Annotated in this window: 26 protein-coding genes; 17 read left to right on the top strand and 9 right to left on the bottom strand. The window is 71.1% G+C overall.

The genetic code is table 11. The features are described 5' to 3' along the window. Position 1 precedes the first annotated feature (1 nt). The 4 genes from IE272_RS00125 to IE272_RS00110 all read left to right on the top strand — a co-directional run bounded on the left by IE272_RS00125 (position 2) and on the right by IE272_RS00110 (position 3,757). Positions 2 to 1,519, top strand: a complete 1,518-nt coding sequence (locus IE272_RS00125; RefSeq protein WP_190005996.1) for a hypothetical protein — start codon at positions 2 to 4, stop codon at positions 1,517 to 1,519. Between the two features lie 186 nt (positions 1,520 to 1,705). Continuing rightward, the gene (gene fabG, locus IE272_RS00120) at positions 1,706 to 2,425 is read left to right on the top strand and encodes a 3-oxoacyl-[acyl-carrier-protein] reductase (protein WP_007446142.1); all 720 of its coding nucleotides are present in this window, start codon (positions 1,706 to 1,708) and stop codon (positions 2,423 to 2,425) included. A gap of 5 nt (positions 2,426 to 2,430) precedes the next feature. Next, positions 2,431 to 3,198: an enoyl-ACP reductase FabI gene (gene fabI, locus IE272_RS00115; RefSeq protein WP_050358251.1), complete on the top strand. Its 768-nt coding sequence runs from the start codon at positions 2,431 to 2,433 to the stop codon at positions 3,196 to 3,198. A gap of 187 nt (positions 3,199 to 3,385) precedes the next feature. Next, the gene (locus tag IE272_RS00110; protein WP_056706169.1) at positions 3,386 to 3,757 is read left to right on the top strand and encodes a hypothetical protein; all 372 of its coding nucleotides are present in this window, start codon (positions 3,386 to 3,388) and stop codon (positions 3,755 to 3,757) included. A gap of 35 nt (positions 3,758 to 3,792) precedes the next feature. Here the strand turns inward: IE272_RS00110 and IE272_RS00105 are convergent, their stop codons facing one another. Then, entirely contained in the window at positions 3,793 to 4,467 is a 675-nt protein-coding gene (locus tag IE272_RS00105) for a FadR/GntR family transcriptional regulator (RefSeq protein ID WP_007446144.1), read from the bottom strand. 140 nt (positions 4,468 to 4,607) lie between these two features. Between IE272_RS00105 and IE272_RS00100 the strand changes: the two genes are divergently transcribed. The 4 genes from IE272_RS00100 (at position 4,608) to IE272_RS00090 (ending at position 7,045) form a co-directional block, all read left to right on the top strand. Beyond that, positions 4,608 to 5,933, top strand: coding sequence for a CynX/NimT family MFS transporter (locus IE272_RS00100; RefSeq protein ID WP_098893310.1), 1,326 nt, complete (start codon positions 4,608 to 4,610; stop codon positions 5,931 to 5,933). A 17-nt stretch (positions 5,934 to 5,950) separates the two neighbouring features. Beyond that, positions 5,951 to 6,067, top strand: a complete 117-nt coding sequence (locus IE272_RS39065; RefSeq protein ID WP_007446146.1) for an SGM_5486 family transporter-associated protein — start codon at positions 5,951 to 5,953, stop codon at positions 6,065 to 6,067. 157 nt (positions 6,068 to 6,224) lie between these two features. After that, positions 6,225 to 6,434, top strand: coding sequence for a hypothetical protein (locus tag IE272_RS00095; protein ID WP_050358255.1), 210 nt, complete (start codon positions 6,225 to 6,227; stop codon positions 6,432 to 6,434). Positions 6,435 to 6,526: 92 nt separating this feature from the next. Beyond that, positions 6,527 to 7,045 (top strand): SixA phosphatase family protein, encoded by a 519-nt coding sequence (locus IE272_RS00090; protein WP_007446148.1) that lies wholly within the window; start codon positions 6,527 to 6,529, stop codon positions 7,043 to 7,045. Between the two features lie 159 nt (positions 7,046 to 7,204). Here IE272_RS00090 and serB read toward each other — a convergent pair whose 3' ends face one another. After that, positions 7,205 to 8,491 (bottom strand): phosphoserine phosphatase SerB, encoded by a 1,287-nt coding sequence (serB, locus tag IE272_RS00085; RefSeq protein WP_050358256.1) that lies wholly within the window; start codon positions 8,489 to 8,491, stop codon positions 7,205 to 7,207. Between the two features lie 400 nt (positions 8,492 to 8,891). Between serB and IE272_RS00080 the strand changes: the two genes are divergently transcribed. Continuing rightward, positions 8,892 to 11,561: an ABC transporter ATP-binding protein/permease gene (locus tag IE272_RS00080; protein ID WP_190005995.1), complete on the top strand. Its 2,670-nt coding sequence runs from the start codon at positions 8,892 to 8,894 to the stop codon at positions 11,559 to 11,561. A gap of 76 nt (positions 11,562 to 11,637) precedes the next feature. On the opposite strand, the gene IE272_RS00075 is transcribed toward IE272_RS00080, so the two are convergent. The 3 genes from IE272_RS00075 to IE272_RS00065 form a co-directional block, all read right to left on the bottom strand. Continuing rightward, positions 11,638 to 12,435 (bottom strand): transglycosylase SLT domain-containing protein, encoded by a 798-nt coding sequence (locus IE272_RS00075; protein ID WP_050358258.1) that lies wholly within the window; start codon positions 12,433 to 12,435, stop codon positions 11,638 to 11,640. A 273-nt stretch (positions 12,436 to 12,708) separates the two neighbouring features. Next, positions 12,709 to 13,860: an S-adenosylmethionine:tRNA ribosyltransferase-isomerase gene (locus IE272_RS00070; protein ID WP_373304155.1), complete on the bottom strand. Its 1,152-nt coding sequence runs from the start codon at positions 13,858 to 13,860 to the stop codon at positions 12,709 to 12,711. A 341-nt stretch (positions 13,861 to 14,201) separates the two neighbouring features. Then, a complete protein-coding gene (locus IE272_RS00065; RefSeq protein ID WP_190005994.1) occupies positions 14,202 to 14,927 on the bottom strand; it encodes an SDR family NAD(P)-dependent oxidoreductase in 726 nt (241 codons plus the stop codon). Between the two features lie 243 nt (positions 14,928 to 15,170). On the opposite strand from IE272_RS00065, the gene IE272_RS00060 reads away from it, so the two are divergent. The 3 genes from IE272_RS00060 to IE272_RS00050 all read left to right on the top strand — a co-directional run bounded on the left by IE272_RS00060 (position 15,171) and on the right by IE272_RS00050 (position 17,351). After that, the gene (locus tag IE272_RS00060; RefSeq protein ID WP_079044156.1) at positions 15,171 to 16,316 is read left to right on the top strand and encodes a GAF domain-containing sensor histidine kinase; all 1,146 of its coding nucleotides are present in this window, start codon (positions 15,171 to 15,173) and stop codon (positions 16,314 to 16,316) included. Then, positions 16,309 to 16,953 (top strand): response regulator, encoded by a 645-nt coding sequence (locus IE272_RS00055; RefSeq protein WP_047175965.1) that lies wholly within the window; start codon positions 16,309 to 16,311, stop codon positions 16,951 to 16,953. The genes IE272_RS00060 and IE272_RS00055 overlap by 8 nt, the downstream gene beginning before the upstream one ends. Positions 16,954 to 17,099: 146 nt before the next feature. Further along, positions 17,100 to 17,351 (top strand): chaplin, encoded by a 252-nt coding sequence (locus tag IE272_RS00050; protein WP_007446161.1) that lies wholly within the window; start codon positions 17,100 to 17,102, stop codon positions 17,349 to 17,351. A 449-nt stretch (positions 17,352 to 17,800) separates the two neighbouring features. Here the strand turns inward: IE272_RS00050 and IE272_RS00045 are convergent, their stop codons facing one another. After that, positions 17,801 to 18,586, bottom strand: a complete 786-nt coding sequence (locus IE272_RS00045; RefSeq protein ID WP_032789803.1) for an Rv1486c family protein — start codon at positions 18,584 to 18,586, stop codon at positions 17,801 to 17,803. Between the two features lie 132 nt (positions 18,587 to 18,718). On the opposite strand from IE272_RS00045, the gene IE272_RS00040 reads away from it, so the two are divergent. The 4 genes from IE272_RS00040 (at position 18,719) to IE272_RS00025 (ending at position 22,089) form a co-directional block, all read left to right on the top strand. Beyond that, positions 18,719 to 19,516, top strand: coding sequence for an ABC transporter ATP-binding protein (locus IE272_RS00040; RefSeq protein WP_007446171.1), 798 nt, complete (start codon positions 18,719 to 18,721; stop codon positions 19,514 to 19,516). A gap of 133 nt (positions 19,517 to 19,649) precedes the next feature. Continuing rightward, entirely contained in the window at positions 19,650 to 20,078 is a 429-nt protein-coding gene (locus tag IE272_RS00035; protein ID WP_047175962.1) for an NfeD family protein, read from the top strand. 157 nt (positions 20,079 to 20,235) lie between these two features. Beyond that, the gene (locus IE272_RS00030) at positions 20,236 to 21,237 is read left to right on the top strand and encodes an SPFH domain-containing protein (protein WP_050358261.1); all 1,002 of its coding nucleotides are present in this window, start codon (positions 20,236 to 20,238) and stop codon (positions 21,235 to 21,237) included. 78 nt (positions 21,238 to 21,315) lie between these two features. Then, positions 21,316 to 22,089 carry a sulfite exporter TauE/SafE family protein gene (locus tag IE272_RS00025; protein ID WP_007446175.1) on the top strand — a complete coding sequence of 258 codons (774 nt, stop codon included), beginning with the start codon at positions 21,316 to 21,318 and terminating at the stop codon, positions 22,087 to 22,089. A gap of 70 nt (positions 22,090 to 22,159) precedes the next feature. Here the strand turns inward: IE272_RS00025 and IE272_RS00020 are convergent, their stop codons facing one another. The 3 genes from IE272_RS00020 to IE272_RS00010 form a co-directional block, all read right to left on the bottom strand. Further along, the gene (locus tag IE272_RS00020) at positions 22,160 to 22,672 is read right to left on the bottom strand and encodes an HNH endonuclease (RefSeq protein ID WP_050358262.1); all 513 of its coding nucleotides are present in this window, start codon (positions 22,670 to 22,672) and stop codon (positions 22,160 to 22,162) included. Between the two features lie 138 nt (positions 22,673 to 22,810). Beyond that, a complete protein-coding gene (locus tag IE272_RS00015; protein ID WP_050358263.1) occupies positions 22,811 to 23,347 on the bottom strand; it encodes a YbhB/YbcL family Raf kinase inhibitor-like protein in 537 nt (178 codons plus the stop codon). Between the two features lie 65 nt (positions 23,348 to 23,412). After that, positions 23,413 to 24,195 (bottom strand): sporulation protein, encoded by a 783-nt coding sequence (locus IE272_RS00010; RefSeq protein WP_050358264.1) that lies wholly within the window; start codon positions 24,193 to 24,195, stop codon positions 23,413 to 23,415. Between the two features lie 87 nt (positions 24,196 to 24,282). On the opposite strand from IE272_RS00010, the gene IE272_RS00005 reads away from it, so the two are divergent. Beyond that, positions 24,283 to 24,936 carry a DNA-3-methyladenine glycosylase gene (locus IE272_RS00005; RefSeq protein ID WP_050358265.1) on the top strand — a complete coding sequence of 218 codons (654 nt, stop codon included), beginning with the start codon at positions 24,283 to 24,285 and terminating at the stop codon, positions 24,934 to 24,936. The last annotated feature ends 276 nt before the right edge of the window (positions 24,937 to 25,212 follow it).

Genomic DNA, 25,212 nt, shown 5'->3' with positions numbered 1-25,212 from the left:
GATGTCGGACGAACCGGTCGGGCTGCCGGCCCTGGCCGACCTTCCGGGGGCGCGCGCGCAACTGCACGGGGTGACGGAGGACCTGCGCGCGGGCCTGAACAGCATCTGGCTGCTGCCCGACCGGCTGGTGGCCACCGGGCAGGCCGAGGAACTGTATCTGCGGGCCCTGTCCGGCGCGCGGCCGCACATCGACGTGCCCCCGCCCCCGGCGCCCGACACCGAACTCCCGCTGTCCGCACGACAGGCCGAGAGACGTCCGGCGCGGGCCGCCGGGTACGGGGACGACGCTGATCAGCTCCCTTACCTCGACCAGTACGACGACGGATTCGATCTCGGCTGGGAAACGGACGGGTACGCCCCGGTGATCCCCGCGCCCAGGGCGGAGAGCACCCGTGCGGCTGTACTGCAGGACGGGCTGACGCTGCGGGTCGCCAAGGAACTCTCGGTCCAGGTCCACGACGTCATCCCGTGGCTCGTGGCGCCGGACGGCGGCGGGCCGCCACCCGTGATCGGGATACGCGCCTGGGCGGAACCGGACGGCGGGCTGGTGCGCGGAGCGGCCGTCGAGCGGCTGTACCGCTCGCTGTCCGCGGCGGGCAAGGCGGCCGGCCTGCCACCGGGGGAGCGGCCGAGGCTGCTGGTCGCCGCCCGGCTGCGCGACCTGCCGGCGGGGTTGCCGGACGCGCTGCACCTCGACTCGGCGGCCACATCCGTGCACTGGTGGTGGGACGCGCTGGGGCGGCTGGACGTCTCGACCGCCGTCGCGTCGTGCCTGACCGCCGCCCGGACCGCGCGGCGGGACGGGGACTCGCTGGGAGACCGCGTACTGCGCCAGCTCACGGCGGAGACGGTCATCGAGGTCTGCGGTCCGGATCTGGAGCTGGCACGGCGGCTCGCCCTCGACTGGGACGGCAGGCAGCGTACTCTCGACGCCGCACTCCGGCGGTGCCTCGCCGCCGGTACGCCGGTGACCGGCGGCTCTCCGGAGGCGCCCGCGCGGATGGGTGCCCGGCACCGCCCGGGAGCCAACGTGCGTGAGGCGTGGTCGGGCGGCGCCATCGCGGCGTGGGAGGGGCGGCTGCGCACGCACCCGGGCACCTGGTACCCCGTCGGCCCGGTCGCCGAACTAACCGGGGACGCCAGGGCGCGGCTGGCCGCCCTGATCGCCCAGGCCCAGCAGCGGGTGGTGCTGCCGTGGATCGAGGAGGCCCGGCAGCGGCTGGCCGCGCGCTCCCTGCACCATCTGAACCGTCCCGTCGAGAGCGTCGTCGAGGACTACATCGAGCGCCCCGTCCTTCACCTGCGCACCCGGCCCGAGCGCGCGTTCCTCGAAATCCAGGTGGGGGAGTTGCTGCACGCCCACCGGCAGGGTGCGGTGGCGCTGCCCGGACAAGAGGCGCAGCTGCTGAGGCTCCTGGTCAAGGTGCGCAACATCCTGTCCCACCGGTCCGTGCTGCACGACGCCACCTTGAGAGAGTTTGGCGACGAACTGTCCCGGTCGGACCTGCGGACACCCTGACACGGGCGGATCCGGGCGTTCCGGTACGCCCCGGCTCGCCGGGTACGTGGAACACACACGTGGTGACGCGGACTGTAGGAACCCGACAGCACCCCGGACAAGCCACTGTCAGGGCCCGATTCCTCGATCGGAGCACGGTACCGATAGGTTTTCGACGTACCAGACCGCCAAGGAAAGGGTGATCCGTTGAGCCGCTCGGTTCTCGTCACCGGAGGAAACCGGGGCATCGGCCTCGCCATCGCCCGCGCCTTCGCCGACAACGGCGACCAGGTCGCGATCACCTACCGTTCCGGAGAGCCGCCCCAGGTGCTCACCGAAGCCGGTGTCCTCGCGGTCCGCTGCGACATCACGGACGTCGAGCAGGTGGAGCAGGCCTACAAGGAGATCGAGGAGAAGCACGGTCCCGTGGAGGTGCTGGTCGCCAACGCCGGCATCACCAAGGACCAGTTGCTGATGCGGATGTCGGAGGAGGACTTCACCTCCGTCCTCGACACCAACCTCACGGGGACCTTCCGGGTCGTCAAGCGCGCCAATCGCGGCATGCTGCGCGCCAAGAAGGGCCGTGTCGTCCTGATCTCCTCCGTCGTCGGCCTCCTCGGCTCGGCCGGCCAGGCCAACTACGCCGCCTCCAAGGCCGGGCTCGTCGGCTTCGCCCGGTCGCTGGCCCGTGAACTCGGTTCGCGGAACATCACCTTCAACGTCGTCGCCCCCGGTTTTGTCGACACCGACATGACCCAGGCGCTCACCGAGGAGCAGCGCAAGGGCATCGTGTCCCAGGTGCCGCTCGGCCGCTACGCGCAGCCCGAGGAGATCGCCGCCGCGGTGCGCTTCCTCGCCTCCGACGACGCGTCGTACATCACTGGAGCCGTCATTCCCGTTGACGGCGGATTGGGCATGGGTCACTGATCACCATGAGCGGAATTCTCGACGGCAAGCGCATCCTGATCACCGGGGTGCTGATGGAGTCGTCCATCGCGTTCCACGCCGCGAAGGTGGCCCAGGAGCAGGGCGCCGAGGTCATCCTGACGGCCTTCCCCCGCCCCACCCTGACCGAGCGCATCGCCAGGAAGCTGCCGAAGCCGGCCAAGGTCATCGAGCTGGACGTGACCAACCAGGAGCACCTGGACCGGCTGGCCGGCCTGGTGCGCGAGGAGCTCGGCTCCCTGGACGGCGTCGTCCACTCCATCGGCTTCGCGCCGCAGGACGCGCTCGGCGGCAACTTCCTCAACACGCCGTTCGAGTCCGTCGCCACGGCGATGCACGTCTCGGCGTTCTCCCTGAAGTCGCTGGCCATGGCCTGCAAGCCGCTGATGAGCGAGGGCGGCTCGATCGTCGGCCTCACCTTCGACGCCCAGTACGCCTGGCCGCAGTACGACTGGATGGGCCCGGCCAAGGCCGCGCTGGAGGCCACCTCCCGCTACCTCGCCCGTGACCTGGGCAAGGACGGGCTGCGCTGCAACCTGATCTCCGCCGGACCGCTCCGCTCCATGGCCGCCAAGTCCATCCCGGGCTTCGAGGAGCTGGCCGACGTCTGGAACAACCGCGCCCCGCTGGCCTGGGACATGAACGACCCGGAGCCGGCCGGCCGCAGCATCGTCGCCCTGCTCTCCGACTTCTTCCCGCGCACCACGGGCGAGATCATCCACGTCGACAGCGGCGTGCACATGATGGGCGCCTGACCGCGCACCACCCCTGCGAGACGGCCCCCGGCCGCGTACCCCCTCCCGGTTCTCCGGAGGTGGTACGCGGCCGGGGGCCGTTCACGGTCCGTGGCCCCCCGGTGCCGCTCCGGTCGAAAAGTCGGCCGATCCACCGCAGAATGAGGAGGAACCGGACTTCTTGTCAGGCTGCGGGAGGGAGATCGCCGTGCGTCCCACGCGCCGCCGAACCCGTCTCCTCCTGGCCGCCCCGGTGGTCGTCGCCGCCCTCGCCGTCCCCCTGGGGGTCCACGCCGCCAGAGGAGCCGACTCCGGTACGGAGGCGGAGCCCCCGAAGCCCGAGCCGGCCGGTTCGGAGTGCCGTACGTCCGTCGAGGGCTCCCGGGTTGTCGCCTACTGCCACAACCCCTATCCCTCCACCGACCTGGTCCGGCTGCACACCGAGTGCGACCGCTGGTGGGACGTCGACGCGGACGGCGCGGCGGTCGCGGTGGAGCCCGGCCGAACCGTACGTCTCGAGGACCGCTGCTGGAAAGAGATCGCCACGGCCTGGGTCAGCCACCGCCCCGCCCCCGTCTGAGCGGATGCTCCGGCCGTACGTGGCCCGGGGCGCCGCTACACCCGGTCCGTCAGGCAGGTCAGCGCGTGGCTCGCCGCCTCGGCCGCCGCCGTCTCCGCGTCCCCGGCCCGGATCGCCTCGACCAGCCGACCGTGGTCCATGTGGTTCTCCGGCCGCAGCTCGGGACCCACATCGCCGCGGAGGTAGTCGCGCAGCAGATCCCCGAGGTCGGCGTAGAGCTCGGTCAGGACGTCGTTGTGCGAGGCCGCCACCACCGCCAGGTGCAACGTCGCGTCCGCCGCCACGAACGCCTCCGCGCTCCCCGACGCCCAGGCCTCCTCGCGGCGCGCCATCAACGTGTCCAGCTGCCGCAGATCCCGCTCGGTGCGCCGGGCGGCCGCCAGCCGGGCCGCCGACGACTCCAGCGTCGAGCGCAGCTCCGCGATATGACGCGGATCGGCCGCCGCGAACCTGCGGTGCATCACCCCGGCCAGCTCACTCGTGGCGATCACATAGGTGCCGGAGCCCTGCCGGATGTCCAGCAGCCCGTTGTGCGCGAGGGCCCGCACGGCCTCGCGGACGGTGTTACGGGCCACGCCCAGCTGCTCGACCAGCTCGGGCTCGGTCGGAATCCGCGAGCCGACCGGCCACTCGCCCGAGGTGATCTGATTCCTCAGCTGGGCGATCACCTGGTCGGCGAGTGCCGAACGCCGCGGAGACGTCAACGCCATGGTGCTCCTTGCTCGTGGGCCGGCCCGGGGGAGGGCCGGGCCGAAGAGGGTGTCGGGGCCGGATTCTCGCAGGAATCCCGGGCGGTCAGGGGATGGGACGGATTGGACAATCAATCATCCCATGATTCTATGATGACCCCATGCCGGACGACGAGACGCAGACCCCGACCCTGAACCGTGGCGCCGCCGCGCGCACCTCCCACGAACTCCACGCCCAGCGGCTCCCCGGAGCGGGCGACACCCCCGCACCCTGGCTGCTGCGCCTCATCGCCGTGGGACTCGTCCTGGCCGCCCTGAACCTCCGCCCCGCCATCACCAGCCTCGGCGCCCTCCTCGAAGAGGTCCGCGAGGGGCTGCACATGAGCGGGAGCGTGGCAGGCGTCCTCACCTCCGTACCGCCGCTCTGCTTCGCGGTCTTCGGAGTCATGGCACCGCGCCTGGCCCGCCGCTTCGGCGCGGGCGCCGTGGTCTGCGCGGGCATGGCCGCCATCGCGGCGGGCCTGGTCATCCGCCCGTACATCGGCTCCACCGCCGGGTTCCTGGCCGCCAGCGCCCTGGCCCTGATGGGCATCGCCGTCAGCAACATCCTGATGCCGGTGATCGTCAAGCGCTGGTTCCCCGACCGCGTCGGCACCATGACCGGCCTCTACTCCATGGCCCTGGCCCTCGGCACCGCCCTGGCCGCCGCCGTCACCGTCCCCGTCACCGGGGCGCTGGGCGGCGACTGGCAGGCAGGTCTGGTCGTCTGGGCCGTGCCGGCCGCCCTCGCGGTGCTGCCCTGGATCGTCCTCGTACGCGACCGCACCCCGGCCCCCGGCCTCCCGGCCCCCGCCCCGGCCGCCCCGGGTCCGTCCGCTCCGGGCCGGGCCGCGCCGGAAGCGCCGGCCCTCCGGATCACCCGCAGCCGCACCGCGTGGGGCCTCGCCTGCTTCTTCGGGCTCCAGGCCACCGCCGCGTACATCACCATGGGCTGGATGCCGCAGATCTTCCGCGACGCCGGGGTCTCCGCCGGCACGGCCGGACTCCTGCTCGCGGTCACCATGGCGATGGGCGTCCCGCTCGCCTTCGTCATCCCCCGGGTCGCCTCCCGCCTCAAGCAGCAGGGCCCCATCGTCGTCGTCCTCGGCCTGTGCGGCCTGATCGGCTACGGCGGGCTCTACCTCGCCCCCGCCGCCGGAGCCTGGGCCTGGGCCCTGCTCCTCGGGGTGGCCAACTGCGCCTTCCCCCTCGCGCTCACCATGATCGGCATGCGGGCCCGGTCCGGCGCGGGCGTGGTCCGGCTCTCCGCCTTCGCCCAGTCCACCGGCTACCTGATCTCGATCCCCGGTCCGCTGCTCGTCGGCGTGCTCTACCAGCACAGCGGAGGCTGGGGGCTGCCGATCGCGCTGATGGCGGGCCTCATGATTCCCCAGATGGTGGCCGGGATCCTCGCGGGCCGGGACCGGACGATCGAGGACGAATGCTGAGATGCGACACTGGCCTCATGCCAGTGCTCGATCCGAATCCCCAGAACGGCCAGAAGAAGCTTCTCCTCGTGTTCGGGGCGATGCTCCTCATCACCGTCGTCATCGGCGTGATCGCCACGATCGCCTCGCCCTGACGCCCGAAGACCCCGAGGGACCCCGAGGGGTGGGGCTAGCACCACCTTCCCCTAGGGGGTCAGGGTCAGGGTGAAGTGGGTGGGTCACCGGATGGGGCAGGCCGCCTCGGGTCCGTAGGTTCTTCGGTGACGACCCGATGACTTGACGGAGGCGGACATGCCGACACCGACGCACACCAGGTCCCATCGACCGGCCGCGGACGGTGTCGAGATCCGGCTGCCCTGGTGGGCCGTCGCCCTGCCCGCCGTGGCGTTCGCCGCTCTCCTGCTGATGATCCTCAGCCCCGGACAGGCCCAGGCCGCCACCACCGGCGATCCCGCGCTCGGACAGCTGATCGAGCGGACCCTCCAGCTCCTGTCCCGCTGAGCCGAAGCAGCCCCGGACCAGCGCACCATCTCCCCGGACGAGCACGTCAACACCCTGCGCCAGAGGCCGCGTTTCATGCGAAGCTGAGGTGTATGAGCGTCGAGACACCTCGCAGGATCGTCCTTCTCCGGCATGCCAAGGCGGAATGGTCACAGGCTTCCGATCATGAGCGCCCGCTGGCCGAGCGCGGCCGCAAGGACGCGCCCGTGGCCGGCCGCAGGCTCGCCGATTCCGGCATCGATTTCGATCTGGCCCTCTGCTCCAGTGCCGCCAGGACGCGGGAGACCTGGAAGCTGGCGGTCCATGAATTCTCCCAGCGCCCCCGCACCGTCTACGAGGAGAGGCTGTACGAGGCCTCCCTCGGCGAACTGATCGCCCTGTTCAACGAGACCCCGGACGAGGTGCGCAACCTTCTGGTCATCGGCCACAACCCCGGGATGCACGGGGCCGCCGACGCCCTCTCGGGATCGGCCGACGGCGACACCCTGGCCCGGATGACCCGGGACGGCTTTCCCACGGCCGCCTACGCCGTGGTGGAGTTCCCCGGCTCCTGGAAGAGCGTGGAGCACGGGGCCGGCAAGCTCACCGAGTACTGGACACCGAACGGCTGAGCGCCCGGTACCGCTGAACACGTGAACGCGCGGGCCCCGGCACAGATCCTGTGCCGGGGCCCTTCTGCGTGCGACCACGTGCGACTGCGTACGGCCGCGTGCGACCACCTGCGGCCGCGTGCGCCTGTGTACGACTCCGAAACCGGCGGTCCCGGACCGTCAGTCGACGAGACCGTCCGCCGCCTCGACCTCTTCACGGGTGATGCCGAGCAGATAGAGCACGGTGTCCAGGAACGGCACGTTCACCGCGGTGTGCGCCGCCTCGCGCACCATCGGCTTCGCGTTGAACGCGACACCGAGCCCGGCGGTGTTCAGCATGTCGAGATCGTTCGCCCCGTCCCCGATCGCCACCGTCTGGGCCAGCGGCACCCCCGCCTGTTCGGCGAAGCTCCGCAGCAGCCGGGCCTTGCCCGCCCGGTCCACCACCTCGCCGACGACCCGGCCGGTGAACTTGCCGTCCACCACCTCCAGGGTGTTGGCCGACGCGAAGTCGAGGCCGAGCCGTTCCTTCAGGTCGTCCGTGACCTGGGTGAAGCCGCCGGAGACGACGCCGACCTGGTAGCCGAGCCGCTTCAGCGTACGGATCAGGGTGCGGGCGCCGGGGGTGAGCCGTACCTCGGTGCGGACCTTGTCCACCACCGAGGCGTCCAGACCGGCCAGCAGTGCGACCCGGGCGTGCAGCGACTGCTCGAAGTCCAGCTCGCCGCGCATCGCCTGCTCGGTCACCCGGGCGACCTGTTCCTCGCAGCCCGCGTGCGCAGCGAAGAGCTCGATCACCTCGTCCTGGATCAGCGTGGAGTCGACGTCCATGACCACCAGCCGCTGGGCCCGGCGGCTCAGCCCGGCCGAGACCACCGCGACGTCCACGCCGATCTCCGCGGCCTCGGTCGCCAGCGCGGTGCGCAGCTCCGCCGTCCCTGTCCCCGACACCGCGAACTCGACGGCGGTGACCGGGTACTTCGCCAGCCGGAAGATACGGTCGATGTTCCCGCCGGTCGAGGTGATGGTGGCCGCTATGGCGGCGGTCGACTCCGCGGTCAGGGGGTGTCCCAGCACCGTCACATGGGAACGGCCGTCACCGCGGGGGCGGTTGTCGCCGATGCCGGAGATGATCTCGGCCTGCAGCGTCAGGGATTCGGCCCAGCTGTGCACGGTCGCCCGCAGATCGCCCTCGGTGGTCCCGCCCGCGGTGGGCGAGGTGACCAGAGCGCACAGCACGATGCGGCCCCGGGTGACGACCTGCTCGATGTCCACGACGTCGACCGCGTACGCGGCGAGGGTGTCGAAGAGTCCGGCGGTGATGCCGGGACGGTCCTTGCCGAAGATCTTGACGAGAAGCGTGGGTGCGTCGCTGCCCGGAGGGGGCCCGCCGCCGGTGCCGTCGACCCGACGGGGCTCAGGGGGCTCAGAAGACGAGAGGGGCTGAGGTGGCTGAGATGCGCTCATGGTGCTCCCACCGTATCGGTCCCGCCGTCTCCTCCGGCCGCCCGTCCCGAGTGCCGGACGGAATCGCCCCGGTACGGTCCGCGGTGCCGGGAGGCGGTCTCGGCCCGGGAGCGCGGGGCGTCGTGGATCTGGCCGGTACGGGTCTTGCGTCCGGCCGCGCCAGGCGTCTCGTATCTGTCGTTATACGGTCGATGAACCTTCTCCGGGCGGTAACCAGAGGTTCATCCGGACTTCGCCCGTTCCGCGCCTGTTTCACCCCCCGGTATCGGGGCCTTCGCGCAGGTCTCCGCGCGCTCTTCACCCGCCCGACTTTCGGATCGGGGACTGGTCCTGGAATAGTTCCCCACGATGTTCAGCATCCCTAGACTCCCTGCGACGGGGGTAACACGGGGGACAACTAGTGGGGCGCGGAGTGCCGGAACTCGTACTGGAATTGAATGGCAACACCTGGACGCTCGATCCGTCCAGGTCGTACACCCTTGGACGTGATCCGCAGGGGGACCTGGCGATCGACGACGCCAGGGTGTCGTGGCGGCATGCCACGATCAGCTGGAGCGGCCGTAGTTGGTTCATCGAGGACCACGGCAGCACCAACGGCACCTATGTGCAGGGTCAGCGGATCCAGCAGGTGGAAATCGGCCCCGGCTCGGTGCTGCACCTGGGCAACGCCACCGACGGACCCCGGGTGAGCCTCAGCGCCGCCGCGGGCGCCGGTGTCACCGGCGGCCAGGCGGCGCCCGTGCAGCAGCCCCACCAGCAGCCCCAGGGCGGCGGCGCGGGCTGGCACGGACAGCAGGCGCCGGCGCACCAGGCCCCTGCCCAGCACCAAGCTCCTGCTCAGCACCAGGCCCCTGCTCAGCACCAGGCCCCTGCCCAGCACCAAGCTCCTGCTCAGCACCAGGCTGCTGCCCCGCAGCAGGCCTGGCAGCAGCCGCAGGCACCGCAGCAGCAGGTCCCGCAGCAGCAGCCTTCGCACCAGAAGGTGCCGCACCAGCAGAGCCCCGGGCATCCGGCCGGACCGGGACAGGGCGGTGCCGCGGGGGCGCCGCCGGTCTACGGCGACCGCAGCCCGACCACGTTCCACCAGCTGGCCCTCGGCCGGGTCATGCGCATCGGTCGTGCGCTGGAGAACGAGCTGGTCGTCTCCGACCTCCAGGTCTCCCGCCACCACGCCGAGTTCCACGCGACGCCCGACGGCCGCTTCGAGATCCGCGACCTCGGCTCGCACAACGGCACGTACGTCAACGGTCTGCCGCTCCACAAGTCCGGCTCCGCGCTCATCGGCGCGAACGACATCGTCGGCGTCGGCCACTCGACGTTCCGGCTGGTCGGGGACCGGCTGGAAGAGTTCGTCGACACCGGTGAGGTCTCCTTCTCCGCCCGCCACCTCACGGTGACGGTCGACGGCGGGAAGCAGATCCTCAAGGACGTCTCCTTCGGCGTCCCCGAGAAGTCGCTGATCGCGGTCATCGGCCCGTCCGGTTCCGGAAAGTCCACCCTGCTCAAGGCGCTCACCGGATACCGGCCCGCCAACCAGGGTGACGTCCTCTACGACAACCGAAACCTGTACAAGCAGTTCGCCGAGCTGCGCCAGCGCATCGGTCTGGTCCCGCAGGACGACATCCTGCACAAGGAACTGACCGTCACCAAGGCCCTCAAGTACGCGGCCAAGCTCCGCTTCCCCGCGGACACCACCGAGGCCGAGCGCCAGTCCCGAATCACCGAGGTCCTCGCCGAGCTCAAGCTCGACATCCACAAGGACAAGAAGATCACCTCGCTCTCCGGCGGCCAGCGCAAGCGCGTCTCGGTCGCCCTGGAGCTGCTCACCAAGCCCTCGCTGATCTTCCTGGACGAGCCGACCTCCGGCCTCGACCCGGGTATGGACCGCGACGTCATGCAGCTGCTGCGCGGCCTCGCCGACGACGGCCGCACGGTGCTCGTGGTCACGCACTCGGTCGCCGAGCTGGCGATCTGCGACAAGCTCCTCGTGATGGCCCCCGGCGGTTCCGTCGCCTACTTCGGTCCGCCGGAGGAAGCGCTGAACTTCTTCGGCTACACCAGCTGGGCCGACGTCTTCTCCGCCTTCGAGAACTACCGCGACTACGACTGGGCGGGCCGCTGGCGCGGCTCGCAGCACTACCAGATGTACGCCGCCGACATCGACGCGGTCGCGGCCCAGCCGGTCAACATGCCGCCCCCGCAGCAGATGCGCCCGCCGAAGCCGCAGGGCTGGATGGCGCAGCTGTGGACGCTGATCCGGAGATACTCCTCCGTCATCGCGTCCGACAAGGGCTTCATGGGCCTGATGCTGATCCTGCCCGCCGTGCTGGGCGTGGTCAGCGTGGTCATCCCGGCGGAGTTCGGTCTCGCCGAGCCCGACCCGCCGTCCCGGTTCAACGGCAAGGCCGGAACGATCATGCTGATCCTCGCGGTCGGCATGTGCTTCTCCGGCGCAGCCAACTCCGTACGGGAGCTGATCAAGGAACGGGTCATCTACGAACGGGAGCGGGCCACCGGCCTGTCCCGTTCCGCGTACCTGATGTCCAAGGTGATCGTCCTCGGCGTGATCACTGCCTTCCAGGGCGTGATCATCTGCGGCATCGGCTTCGCCACCCGCGATCTGCCCGCGGAGGGCCTGATCATGCCGCCGGCCGTCGAGATCTGCCTCTCGATCATCGCGCTGGGCTTCACCTCGATGATGTTCGGCCTGGTCATCTCCTCGCTGGTGAAGACCTCCGAGAAGACCATGCCGCTGCTGGTCATGTTCGCGATCATCCAGGTCGTCTTCACCGGTGTGCTCTTCCAGGTGTACGGGTCGCCCGGCCTGGAGCAGTTCGCCTGGCTGATGCCGTCCCGCTGGGCGATGGCCGCGGCCGGCACCACCCTGGACCTGGCGCACCTGATGCCGCCGTGGGACCCGAAGAACCCCACCGACCTCGACCCGCTGTGGGAACACACCGCGAGCCAGTGGGGCATCAACATCGCCGTGCTGCTCGCGCTCGGCGTGATCTGCGGCGTCGCGGTCGCGCGCCTGCTGCGGCGCCACGAGCCCGAGGTCATGCGCAAGTAGCGCTCCGCCGGGACGGAACGACGCCGGAGGCCGGCACCCCTCGGGGTGCCGGCCTCCGGCATGTGTACGGCTGGGCTCAGTACGCGCTGTCGACGTTGTCCATGGTGCCGTAGCGGTCGGCCGCGTAGTTGCAGGCGGCGACGATGTTGGCGACCGGGTCGTACAGGTCCTTCTTGGTACCCGCCACGTGGTAGCGGTCGAAGGTCGGCTGGATCACCTGGAGCAGGCCCTTGGACGGGATGCCGTTCTGGGCGTTGATGTCCCAGTTGTTGATGGCCCAGCGGTTACCGCTGGACTCGCGGATGATGTTGCGGTGGATCCCCTCGTAGGAGCCGGGGATGCCTTCCTTCTTCATGATCGCCATGGCCTCGCGGATCCAGCCGTCCAGGTTGTTCGCGTAGACGGGCTTGCGCGGGGTGGAGCGGTTCGCGGCCTCGGTGCCGCGCTTCTTCGCGTCCGCCTTGGCCTTGGCGGCCTTGTCCTTCGCGTCGGCGGCGGCCTTCGCCTTCGCCTTGGCGTCCGCGGCGGCCTTGGCCTTCGCCTCGGACGCGGCCTTCGCCTTCGCGGCGGCGGCCTTGGTCTCGGCGGCGGCCTTCGCCTTGGCGGCGTCGGCGGCCTTCACCAGCTGCTCGGCGGTGGAGTGCTGCTCGAGCATGCTGTTCTGCACGGTCTTGGCCTGGGCGGAACCCGCGGCGTTGGTGAAGGCGACCGGCGCGGCGGCTGCCGCCGCCTGCGGGGCGATCTCGGGCTCGGTGTTCGACGGGACGAGCGAGAAGGTCAGGGCGGCGACGCCAAGGGCCGACACACCGGCCACGGAGATCTTCTGGACCTTGTTCAGACGACGGACACGGCTGGGTATGCGAGTCGCAGACATGTAGGGCTACCTCTTCGAATGCTCAGGGTGTCCTCACGGAGGACGAGACCGGAGGCGGTGATGCGTACCTCCGTCGGGGACGAGAGCAATTCTTAGCGGCAGCAAAATCGTGTGGCAAAGGTGTGACGTACGAAGGTGAGTAGTGGAACAGGGTCCTGTTCGTCCGAATTGACCCCTGCTCACGCCTGCTCAAATCGCCCTTATGTACCCACTAGGTGCGTTCGTAAGTGACGTAGACCCTATGCCTGGGCTCACATCGGCGACGTAACGGTCTCACCACTCGTTGCTGGAGCAATTCGGAGCGTTACGTTCCTCATCCGGCAGGATGAGGTGGACGTCCCCGAACTCGTGCCAGAGGTACCGCTCCCGCAGCGCCGCCTCGTACCCACGGCGCAGCGCCTCACGCCCCGCCACCGCCTCCAGCATCAGCAGATGCGAGGCCTGCGGCTCGTGCAGCCCGGTCAGCAGCCCGTCCACCACCCGCACGCCCCGCCGAGGCGTCACCACCAGATCCGTCCACCCCCCGGCCGGCCGGACCACCCCGTCGTCCCCCGCCGCCGACTCCAGCGCCCGCACGGCCGTCGTCCCCACCGCGATCACCCGCCCGCCCGACGCCAGGTCCCCACCTCGCGCCGCCCGTACGGCGTTCACCAGCCACGCCGTCGCCGCCGGCACCGCGAACCGCTCCGGGTACGGCGGCTCGTGCACCTCCGCCGAAGCCACCCCCGTATGCAGGGACAGCGGAGCGAACAGCACCCCCCGGCGTACCAGCTCCGCCACCAGCGCGGCCGTGAAGGGGCGCGCGGCACTCGGCATCTCCGCCGAACCGTTCCCGTCCGGGGAGGGCGCCGCGAACACCGTTTGATACGCCGACAGCGGCTGATCCCGCTCCGTGTACCCGTACCGGATCGGCCGCCCGTACCGCCGCAACAGCTCCGGCACCGGCTCCGGCGCCCGCGCCCACCACAGCCGGGACCCCGCCGAGGGCCCCAGCGGCTCCTCCAGCACCAGGGCCCGCCCGCCCGGCAGCCGCACCACCGCTCCAGCGGGACCGCCCGGGCGCGGCCCGGTGACCCCCGGTCCGCCGGGAGCCCGCAGCTCCACCGCCCACCGCCCGTCCTCACCCCGCGTCGAGAAGTGCACGACGACCCGCTCCCCGCCCACCCGCCCGTTCACGGCGGCGGGCAGCGTCATGGACGTGTTCACCACCAGCACGTCCCCGGCCCGCAACTGCCCGGGCAACTCCCGGAACGCATGGTGCGAGACCGCGCACCCCCGTGACACGAGCAGCCGTACGTCGTCACGCCCCGAACCCCGCTGCTCGGCCGGCACCCGGGCCGACAGAGCGGCAGGCACCCGCCACGCCACCGGGGCCTCCGGCCCACCGCCGCCAGCACCCAGCCGCGCGCCGCCGCCGGACCGCACTTCACCGGCTCCCGCGAAGCCGGGACCCGGCACGTCGGTCGGCACCCTGTCCGGGTTGTGCGCGTCCGTGGTCACCCGGCCCCGGCCGGGCGCGTCCGAGTTCACCCCGCCCGAGCCGGGCGCGGCTGTCTCGACTCCGCTCGGACGGGACGTGTCGGTGTCCACCCGGCCCGGGCCGGGCGCAGCCGTGTTAACCCCGCCCGGGCGGGACGTGTCCGTGTCGACCCGGTCCGGGCGGGACGTGTCCGTGTGGCCCCCGTCCGGGCTGTGCGCAGCCGTCCCCACCCCGCCCGGCCTGGGCGCGGCCGCCCCCACCCCGTCCGCGCACCGCCCGCGCGCGTTCACCGCGAGCCCCCGCCCGGCCCCGTCGGCTCCTGCAGCAGGGCCGGAGCGGCGAACCGCCCGCTGGCCGGCCGCTCCCGCACCAGCCGCAGGAACGCGGGCGCCACGCTCTCCGGCGTGGGCCGCACCTCGTCCGCCTCCTCCGGGACCGCCGCCGCGTACAGGTCCGTCGCCATGTCACCCGGGTCGACGGCCCACACCCGCAGCCCCGGCTCCTCCTCGCCCAGCACCGCCGCCAGCTGGTCCAGGGCTGCCTTCGACGCCCCGTAACCGCCCCACGTCGGGTACGGCTCCGCCGCCGCGTCCGAGCTGATCACCACCACCGCCCCCGCGTCCGAGGCCCGCAGCGACGGCAACGCCTCCTGTACGAGACCGAGCGCCGCCACCACGTTCGTCTCCAGCGCCCGCCGCAGCCCCTCCAGCGGCAGCGCGTCCAGCCGGACCAGCGGTTCCGCACCCAGCACGCTCGCATTGCTCACCAGCAGATCGAGACCGCCCAGCGACCCGGCCGCCGCCACCAGATCCGCCCGGTGCGCCGCGTCCGTCACGTCCCCCGGCACCGCCACCACCCGCGTCCCGAACCGCCCGCGCAGCTCCCGCGCCGTGTCCTCCAGCACCCCGGCGGTCCGCGCGTCCAGCACCAGGTCCCACCCCTGCCCGGCCAGCGCCCCCGCCAGCGCCCGCCCCAGCCCCTTCGAACCACCCGTGATCATCGCGACCGGCATGGTGACCGTCCCCTTCGTACCCTCGGCTTCTGCCGGGAGACCCCGGCGAGCCCACGGTAGGAAGCCCGGGCCGCACCGCGCCTCGCCCGGGAGCCGCAGCCGTACCCGGTACTTCGGCGTAGGTCCCGGGCAGTCCTACGACCTTCGGCTGAGGGGCCCGCCGCCCGGGCCTAGGCCACCCGCACGCCCACCACCGCCCACGGCCCGATACGACCGCGCGGTCCCCGCCGGTACGGTGATCCCATGAGTCATCGCCCACCGTCGGGCCTCGCCGCGGTGAGTGCCGCGCTCCTCTCCATGAGCCGGCACCTCGAAGTGGGCGACGTCCTCAAGACGATCGTCGCCTCCGCCCGTGAACTGCTCGACGCCCAGTACGCGGCCCTCGGCGTCCCGGACGACCACGGCGGCTTCGCCCAGTTCGTGGTCGACGGCGTCAGCGACGAACAGTGGAGGGCCATCGGCCCGCTGCCCCGCCAGCACGGCATCCTCGCCGCGATGCTCCACCAGGCGAAGCCCGAACGGCTCGCCGACGTCCGCAAGGACCCCCGCTTCGAGGGCTGGCCCGACGCCCACCCCGACATGTCCGACTTCCTCGGCCTGCCCATCACGGACGGCGACGAGATCATCGGAGCGCTGTTCCTCGCCAACAAGCTGTGCCCCAAGCCCGAGGGCGGCTGCGGCTTCACCGCCGAGGACGAGGAACTGCTCTCGATCCTCGCCCAGCACGCGGCGATCGCCCTGACCAACGCCCGGCTCTACGAACGCAGCCGCGAGCTGACCATCGCCGAGGAACGCTCCCGCCTGGCCCACGAACTGCACGACGCGGTCAGCCAGAAGCTGTTCTCGCTCCGCCTCACCGCCCAGGCCGCCGCCGCCCTCGTCGACCGCGACCCGGCCCGTGCCAAGGGCGAGCTCCAGCAGGTCGCCGCCCTCGCCGCCGAGGCGGTGGACGAGCTGCGGGCCGCCGTCGTGGAACTGCGGCCGGCCGCCCTCGACGAGGACGGGCTCATCGCCACGCTTCGCACCCAGATCCAGGTCCTGGACCGGGCGCACGCCGCCGAGGTCGCCTTCGAGAGCTGCGGAGTGCGCGCGCTGCCGGCCGCCCAGGAGGAAGCGCTGCTCCGGGTGGCGCAGGAGGCCCTCCACAACGCCCTGCGCCACTCCGGCGCGGAGCGCGTGAGCGTCACCCTGGCCCGGCGCGGCACCGACACCGTCCTGCGCGTCACCGACAACGGGGGCGGCTTCGATCCCACCGCCGTCCGGCGGGCGGGCCGCCACCTCGGCCTCGTCTCCATGCGTCACCGGGCGAACAGCGTCGGCGGCCGACTCACCGTTGCCTCGGAGCCCGGCAAGGGCGCCACGATCGAGATGGAGGTCCCCGGTGGCTGACAAGATCATCAGGGTGCTGCTGGTCGACGACCATCAGGTGGTCCGCCGCGGACTGCGTACGTTCCTGGAGATCCAGGAGGACATAGAGGTCGTCGGCGAGGCGTCCGACGGCGCGGAGGGCGTGGCCCGGACCGAGGAGCTCCGCCCCGACGTCGTGCTGATGGACATCAAGATGCCCGGCACCGACGGCATCGAGGCCCTGCGCCGCCTCCGGGAGCTGGACAACCCCGCCAAGGTCCTCATCGTCACCAGCTTCACCGAACAGCGCACGGTGGTCCCCGCCCTGCGCGCCGGAGCCTCCGGTTACGTCTACAAGGACGTCGACCCGGACGCCTTGGCCGGGGCGATCCGTTCGGTCCACGCCGGTCATGTCCTGCTCCAGCCGGAGGTCGCGGGTGCGCTGCTGGCCCAGGACGACGCGGGCACCGGCACGGGCCGGGGGAGCACGCTCACCGAGCGGGAACGCGAAGTCCTCGCCCTCATCGCGGACGGGCGGTCGAACCGCGAGATCGCCCGTGCGTTCGTCCTCTCGGAGAAGACGGTCAAGACGCATGTGTCGAACATCCTGATGAAGCTGGACCTGGCCGACCGGACCCAGGCGGCGCTGTGGGCGGTACGCAACGGAGCGGCGGGCTGACGCCGCGACTGCTGCGGGTTCCCGTCCGGACCGAGATTCATACTGTCGGGTGTATGTCACCCGTACGGCGCATCGTTCCCGGCCGCACGGCGTTCTCCAGGGCGTGCTGCGACGGCTTGTCGCAGCCTCTCTAGGAGGATCCTGAAGTGAAGAACCTGAAGAAGGCCGCCGCCGTCACCATGATCGCGGGCGGGCTCATCGCCGCCGGCGCCGGAGCCGCCTCCGCCACCGGCCACAGCGGCGCCGACGCCCACGGCCTGGCCACCCACTCCCCGGGCGTCGCCAGCGGCAACCTCGCGCAGGTTCCCGTCGCCGTCCCGGTCAACGTGGTCGGCAACACGGTCAACGTGGTGGGCCTGCTCAACCCGGCCTTCGGCAACCTCGGCCTCAACCACTGACCCACAGCCCCTCCCGAAAGCCGGACGCCCCTGCATCCCCCAAGGGCCCGTCCGGCTTTCGCCGCTCCCCACCCCTCTCCCCCTGCGCCAACCCCACCCAGACCCCCGGCCCGCCTGGCTCCCCTCCCCGCCGGCCCGCACCCACCCAGCCGGGCCGCACTCACCCAGCCGGGCCGCACTCACCCAGCCCCCCCGGCCCAACCCAGCCCGTCCGGCGTTTGAGGACGGACCCCTCGCCAAGGGGCCCCCGAGCCGAACGAACCCCCCAGGGCGGTGAGCCCTCCACGGCCCCACAGCCGCACGCACGCACCCACCCCGCAGGCCCGCACCCACCCAGCCCGTCCGGCGCTTGAGGACGGACCCCCCGAGCCGGGCCCCCCGAGGCCAAGGCGTCCCGACGAGGGGGGCAACCCAGCCCGTCCGGCGCTTGAGGACAGAGGCCCGCGGCCCTACCGCCGAACCTCCCCGCCCTCCACATACGCGTTGTACGCCGCCACCTGAGCCCGCCGAGCCACCCGCTCCACCGGCCGCAGCGCCTCCCCCCGCGCCGCGATCTCGGACGCGCTCACCGCACCGCCGTGCCCGTTCTCGTACGCCACCGAGACCAGCAGCCCCACCCGCTGCGCCATCTCCAGCACCCGCACCGCCCGCGGCGGATACCCGGGCGCCAGCACATCGCGCCCCCGCTCCGCCCGCGCCCGGTACGCGTCCATCGCGGCCTCCGCCACCGGCCCGGAACCGGCCACGTCCAGCCGCGACAGCACAGCCGTCGCATCCCGCAACGCCTCCGCCAGCTCCCGCTCCGCCTCGCCCAGCGACGGGACGTCCGCCGGCGGCGCCTCCCGTACCGGCAGCACCCGCCACACCACCTCGACGTGCAGATCCCCGGCGGGCCCCGCCTCGGTGACCTCGGGCACCAGCCCGTACGGCACCCCGTACGCGACCACCGCCTCCTCCGCCTCCAGCGCCCGCGCATTGAAATCGGGCGGACCGCTCAGCCCCAGCGGATGCCCCGGCACCGGCAGCGCGACCCGGAACCCGGTCGCTCCCAGACCCCTCAGCCGGCCGAGCGCCAGCGTCAGCCCGACCGGCCCCGCCTCACCCGGCAGTCCGTCGACGCGGTGCACCGCGTCCTCCCCGACAATCGCGAGGGCCGCCTCGTCCGGCGAGACGAGTCCCGCCAGAAGTGCGTTTCCCCAAGCGGCCAACAACCCTGAACGTGGTTCGACAAGCATGCCGACAGCCTAGGCAACGCCTGGGAACGGCCCTCACGCCGGAAGCACTCGCGCGGTGGCGTAGGTTTTCCCTGGGAGCCGTGCCCACCGGCACGCGACGATCGACGAGACTGCTTGGGGAGACAACGCGCCATGAGCGATGTACTGGAGCTGGTGGACGTATCCGTGGTCCGCGACGGACGCGCTCTGGTGGACGATGTCTCCTGGTCGGTCAAGGAGGGGGAGCGCTGGGTCATCCTGGGCCCCAACGGCGCCGGCAAGACGACCCTCCTCAACCTCGCCTCCAGCTACCTCTTCCCGAGCACGGGAACGGCCACGATCCTCGGCGAACAGCTCGGCGGCGTCGGCACCGACGTCTTCGAGCTCCGCCCCCGGATCGGTATGGCGGGTGTGGCGATGGCCGACAAGCTGCCCAAGCGCCAGACGGTGCTGCAGACGGTCCTCACCGCCGCGTACGGCATGACCGCCACCTGGCACGAGAACTACGAAGCCGTCGACGAGGAGCGCGCCCGCGCCTTCCTCGACCGCCTCGGCATGACCGAGTACCTGGACCGCAAGTTCGGCACGCTCTCCGAAGGAGAGCGCAAGCGCACCCTGATCGCCCGCGCCATGATGACCGACCCCGAACTGCTGCTCCTGGACGAGCCCGCCGCCGGGCTCGACCTCGGCGGGCGCGAGGACCTCGTCCGCCGCCTCGGCCGCCTCGCCCGCGACCCGTTCGCCCCCTCCATGATCATGGTCACCCACCATGTCGAGGAGATCGCCCCCGGGTTCACCCACGTGCTGATGATCCGCCAGGGCAAGATCCTCGCCGCCGGCCCCATGGAGACCGAGCTCAGCTCCCGCAACCTCTCCCTCTGCTTCGGTCTGCCGCTCATCGTCGAGAACACCGGCGACCGCTACACCGCCCACGGCCTCCCGCTCTCCTGACCCCGAATCCGCCGCGTACGGCCCTCTCCGCCGGGTGCCAACGGGCCTTCGGGCCGCGATCGGCAGGCCGTGCACCGCAGTTGACCACCCGTGCGCCCTGTCGGTGACGCACCGACAGTCCTACGATGACCATGTGGACATCGACGCATGGGTGTGGTGGCTGATCGGCGCGGTGGGACTGGGCATCCCCCTCGTCCTGACCGCGATGCCCGAATTCGGGATGTTCGCCGTCGGGGCGGTGGCCGCATCGGCCGTCGCCGCCCTCGGCGGCGGAATCGTCGCCCAGGTTCTGGTCTTCGTCCTGGTCTCGATCGCACTGATCGCCGTCGTGCGCCCGATCGCCGCCAGACACCGGGCCGGACAGGCCGGGCACGCCAGCGGCATCGACGCCCTGAAGGGACGTCAAGCGGTCGTGCTGGAACGGGTATCGGCCTCCGGGGGCCGCATCAAGCTCGCCGGTGAGGTCTGGTCGGCCCGCACACTCGACTCCGACCAGGTCTTCGACCCCGGCAGCCAGGTCGATGTCGTGGACATCGACGGAGCGACGGCCGTCGTCATGTGACCGAAGCGTGCACGAGGCGGGCCCAGGTCTGCCAGACTCGAAGTCGATCATCGTGAGAACCTGGACCGGCCCCGCACCGCACGGACCACCGGCTCCACATGAGAACCGACCCCGATAACCGCGATCCACCGGCCAACCGAAGGGCACGAGAGACACCATGAATGCGATCGTCATCGTCCTGATCATTCTGGTGGTGCTCGTCTTCATCGCCCTGATCAAGACGATTCAGGTCATCCCGCAGGCCAGCGCCGCCATCGTGGAGCGGTTCGGCCGCTACACCCGCACCCTGAACGCGGGTCTGAACATCGTCGTCCCGTTCATCGACTCGATCCGCAACCGGATCGACCTCCGTGAACAGGTGGTGCCCTTCCCGCCGCAGCCGGTGATCACCCAGGACAACCTGGTCGTCAACATCGACACGGTCATCTACTACCAGGTCACCGACGCCCGCGCCGCGACCTACGAAGTCGCCAGCTACATCCAGGCGATCGAGCAGCTCACCGTCACCACCCTCCGCAACATCATCGGCGGCATGGACCTGGAGCGGACCCTGACCTCCCGTGAGGAGATCAACGCGGCCCTGCGCGGAGTCCTCGACGAAGCGACCGGCAAGTGGGGCATCCGCGTCAACCGCGTCGAGCTCAAGGCGATCGAGCCGCCGACCTCCATCCAGGACTCGATGGAGAAGCAGATGCGCGCCGACCGCGACAAGCGCGCCGCGATCCTCACCGCCGAGGGCATCAGGCAGTCCCAGATCCTCACCGCCGAGGGCGAGAAGCAGTCCGCGATCCTGCGCGCCGAGGGCGAGGCCAAGGCCGCCGCCCTGCGCGCCGAGGGTGAAGCCCAGGCCGTCCGTACGGTCTTCGAGGCCATCCACGCCGGAGACCCGGACCAGAAGCTCCTCTCGTACCAGTACCTCCAGATGCTCCCGAAGATCGCCGAGGGCGACGCCAACAAGCTCTGGATCGTGCCCAGCGAGATCGGCGACGCCCTCAAGGGCCTCAGCGGAGCCTTCGGGAACCTCGGCGGTGGCATGCCCGGCTTCAACACCGGCGGCAACGGCAACGGCGGCAACGGAGGGAACGGCAACGGCGGGAACGGCCACGGCTCCATCCCCGCCCCGGCGGTGGAACGACGCGAGGAGCCCCCGGTCTCCTGACCCGAAAGCCCTTTCGTGCATGATCAGTGAGGCCCCTCGACCTTCATGGCGGGGAGGCGTCACTGACCAACGAAGGAGATGGCCTTGTCCATCTGGGAAATACTCGCCGTCTTCGCGGCCGGCGTCGGAGCGGGCACGATCAACACGATCGTCGGCTCGGGCACGTTGATCACCTTCCCCGTCCTGCTCGCCACCGGCCTCCCGCCGGTCACCGCGACCGTGTCCAACGCGCTGGGTCTCATCCCCGGCTCCATCAGCGGGGCCATCGGCTACCGCAAGGAACTCGCCGGACAGCGCCGACGCATCCTCAAGCTGAGCGTCGGCGCGGCGATCGGCGGCCTCTGCGGGGCGACCCTGCTCCTCGCCCTGCCCTCCACGGCCTTCGAGACGATCGTCCCCGTCCTGGTCGCCCTGGCGCTCGTCCTGGTGGTCCTGCAACCACGCATCAGCAAAGCCGTCCAGCGCCGCCGCGAGAACACCGGCGCCACGCCCCGCGCCGACGGCGGGCCGCTCCTGTTCACCGGGCTGATGCTCGCCAGCGTCTACGGCGGCTACTTCACCGCCGCCCAGGGGATCATCTACCTCTCGCTGATGGGCATGCTGCTCGACGACACGATGCAGCGCCTCAACGCCGTCAAGAACGTCCTGGCCGCCGTGGTCAACACCATCGCCGCGCTGTTCTTCCTCTTCGTCGCCCACTTCGACTGGACGGCCGTCGTCCTCATCGCGGTCGGCTCGGCCATAGGCGGCCAGATAGGCGCCAAGGTCGGCCGCCGACTGAGCCCCACCGTCCTGCGCGCCCTCATCGTGGCCGTCGGCACGATGGCCATCGTCCAACTGCTGCTCCGCTGACACACGTGGGCCCGCCCCCTCACGGGAACGGGCCCACGCATACGTCACCAGGCGTACGCCGACTACGTCCTTACGCCGCCGCCGCTGCCCGGTCCAGCCACTCGGGCAGCGCCGAGCGGTCGCCGGCCCCCATCGCCAGCAGCATCGCCTCGGCGGGGGAGGGGACGAACGGCTGCTTCAGCAGCGGCATCCCCGCCTGCTCCGGCGTCCGGGCGGCCTTGCGGTGGTTGTCCTCGGCGCAGGAGGCCACCGTGTTCAGCCAGGTGTCCTTCCCGCCCTGGGCACGCGGCACCACATGGTCGACGGTGGACGCCCGCCGCCCGCAGTACGCGCACCGGTGCTGGTCCCGTATCAGCACACCCCTTCTGGACCACGGTGCCTGTCTTCGGAACGGCACCCGTACGTACCGGCAGAGCCGGATCACCCGGGGCGCCGGAATATCCACAGCGGCACCACGCATACGGAGCTCGGGATGCGACTGCTCGACGACGGCCTTGTCCGTCAGGATCAGGACCACCGCACGGTTGAGCGTCACTGTCGACAGCGGCTCGAAGCTCGCGTTGAGAACCAGCGTGTCACGCATCCTGCCCACCTCCCGTGTGCCGCCCGCCCCCTGGCAGGCCCGGATCAACTCTGGCTGGGCAGGCCGCGATGGACAACGCAATAAAAAATGCCCTGCTCTGATCTCTCCAAGACCAGAGCAGGGCAAACAGCAAACGAACTAATCGCCGACGGGAGCCTCGTACGTACCGATCAGCTGAGCACGTCCCAGCGTGTGGAACCGGAGATTGAATCCGGCCACCGCGGGAGACGCGTCGCTGTCGATCCCGAGCTTCTCGGTGTCCACCGCGTACACGGTGAACACATAGCGGTGGTTCTCCCCGGGCGGCGGCGCGGCGCCCCCGAAGTCCTTGGAGCCGTAGTCGTTACGGGCCTGGACGGCCCCTTCGGGCAGCCCCTCGAACTTTCCGCTGCCCGCACCGGCCGGAAGCTCCGTCACCGAGGCCGGGACGTCGAAGAGCACCCAGTGCCAGAACCCGCTGCCCGTCGGGGCGTCCGGGTCGAAACACGTCACGGCGAAGCTCTTGGTCCCCTCGGGGAAACCCTCCCACCGCAGCTGCGGCGAAGTGTTCCCACCCGCAAGCACCTGGGCATCGCCCAGCACGGCCCCCGGCGCCAGGTCGTCGCTCACCACGGTGAACGCCGGAACCTCCGGATGGAAGTCGTGCGGCAGCGGGGCCCTCTTCGGCTCGGTCACGTCTCGCACCTCTCCTGATCGGTTCGTCTGCCTTCCCACCCGACCTTAGAGGGCGGTGCCGAGCTCTAGAGCCAGTTGCGCTGTCCACCGACCTGGGCGAGCCACTGGTTGAGGTACGCGGCCCAGTCGGTCTGCTGGTAGTCGTGCAGTCCCACCTTGAACGCGCGGTAGGAGTCGCTGCCCTCGCTGAACAGACCCGGCTTCTTGTCCATCTCCAGAACGACGTCCATCTCGCGGTCGTCGGCGACGAACGTCAGCTCCACCTGGTGCAGCCCGCGGTACTGCGTCGGCGGGACGAACTCGATCTCCTGGTAGAACGGCAGCCGCTGACGCGTGCCGCGGATGTGGCCGCGCTCCATGTCCGCGCTGCGGAAGCCGAAGCCCAGCTGCCGGAAGGCGTTCAGGATGGCCTCCTGCGCCGGCAGCGGGTGCACGTTGATCGGGTCCAGGTCACCGGAGTCCAGAGCGCGGGCGATCTCCAGCTCGGTGGTCACCCCGATGTTCATCCCGCGCAGCTGCTGGCCGCCGAACATGGTGATCGGCGTCTCCCACGGGATCTCCAGACCGAACGGCACCACGTGCACCGCGCCCGCCTGCACCTCGAAGGCGCCCCCGAGGCTCAGCTTGGTGAACTCGATGTCCTGCTTGGTCTCCTGGTCCCCGCCCTCGACCTCGACCCGCGCCTGGAGACCGACGGAGAGCCCCTCGATCTGCTGGGCGACCGAACCGCCCTGGATCCGCACCTCGCCCTGGACGACCCCGCCGGGGACGACATTCACCTCGGTGAGCTCGGTCTCCACCGAGGCACCGCCGGCACCCATGCTCGCGAGCAGTCGCTTGAAGCCCATAGTCACTCCTTCTTGGTCCTGACCCCTACATACGCGCCACGACGGTAGCCGGTTCCCGTCCGAGCGATCGCAGTACCCTCGGTCGCCATGACCAAGAGCCCGGACCGCGCCCCACTGACGCGAGAGTTCTTCGACCGCTCCGTACTGGAAGTGGCCCCCGACCTCCTGGGCCGCACGCTCGTCCGCCGCAGCGCGGCGGGCACGATCGAACTCCGCCTGACCGAGGTGGAGGCGTACGCGGGCGAGGTCGACCCCGGATCGCACGCCTTCCGGGGCCGCACCGAGCGCAACAGCGTGATGTTCGGACCGCCCGGGCACACGTACGTCTACTTCACGTACGGGATGTGGCACTGCCTCAACCTGGTCTGCGGCCCTGAAGGCCGCGCGAGCGGGGTGCTGCTCCGGGCGGGCGAGATCAATGTCGGCGCCGCCCTGGCCCGCGACCGACGCGTCTCGGCCCGCAACGACAAGGAACTGGCCAAAGGCCCGGCCCGCCTCGCCACCGCCCTGGATGTCGACCGCGACCTGAACGGCAGCGATCTCTTCGGCGGCCCCGCCCCCGCGCTGTCCGTACTGCACGGCACCCCGCCGCCGCGTGACCTCGTACGCAGTGGCCCCCGCACAGGGGTGGGCGGCGACGGAGCCCACCAGCCGTGGCGCTTCTGGATCGAGGGCGATCCCACGGTGAGCCCGTACCGCGCCCATGCACCGCGCCGCCGGCCGAGCAGCAAGGCGACTTGACGCACCCTCGGCGGACGCCTAATGTAGTCCGAGCCGCTTGACACGGGTACAGCTCTCGGCACAGTCCATCGGACCGGACCGAGCCACTCGAAGCGGCCACACCACTACCTACGAATCACCCTGGCGGGTGCGAATTCGGCATGCCCGTAATTCGCCCTATCGGCTCGATTATGAGTTGCCAAGAGAATCGGCTAACGTAGTGAACACGCCGAAAGGCAAGGCCACTCCACAGGCCACCGGAAATCAAATTCGGACCGGAAACGGAACGGAAAAGAG

Source organism: Streptomyces anulatus (genome assembly GCF_014650675.1).
Lineage (GTDB): Bacteria > Actinomycetota > Actinomycetes > Streptomycetales > Streptomycetaceae > Streptomyces > Streptomyces anulatus.
Note: the sequence above shows the minus strand (reverse complement) of the source record. Positions and strands in the feature narration are given on the sequence as shown.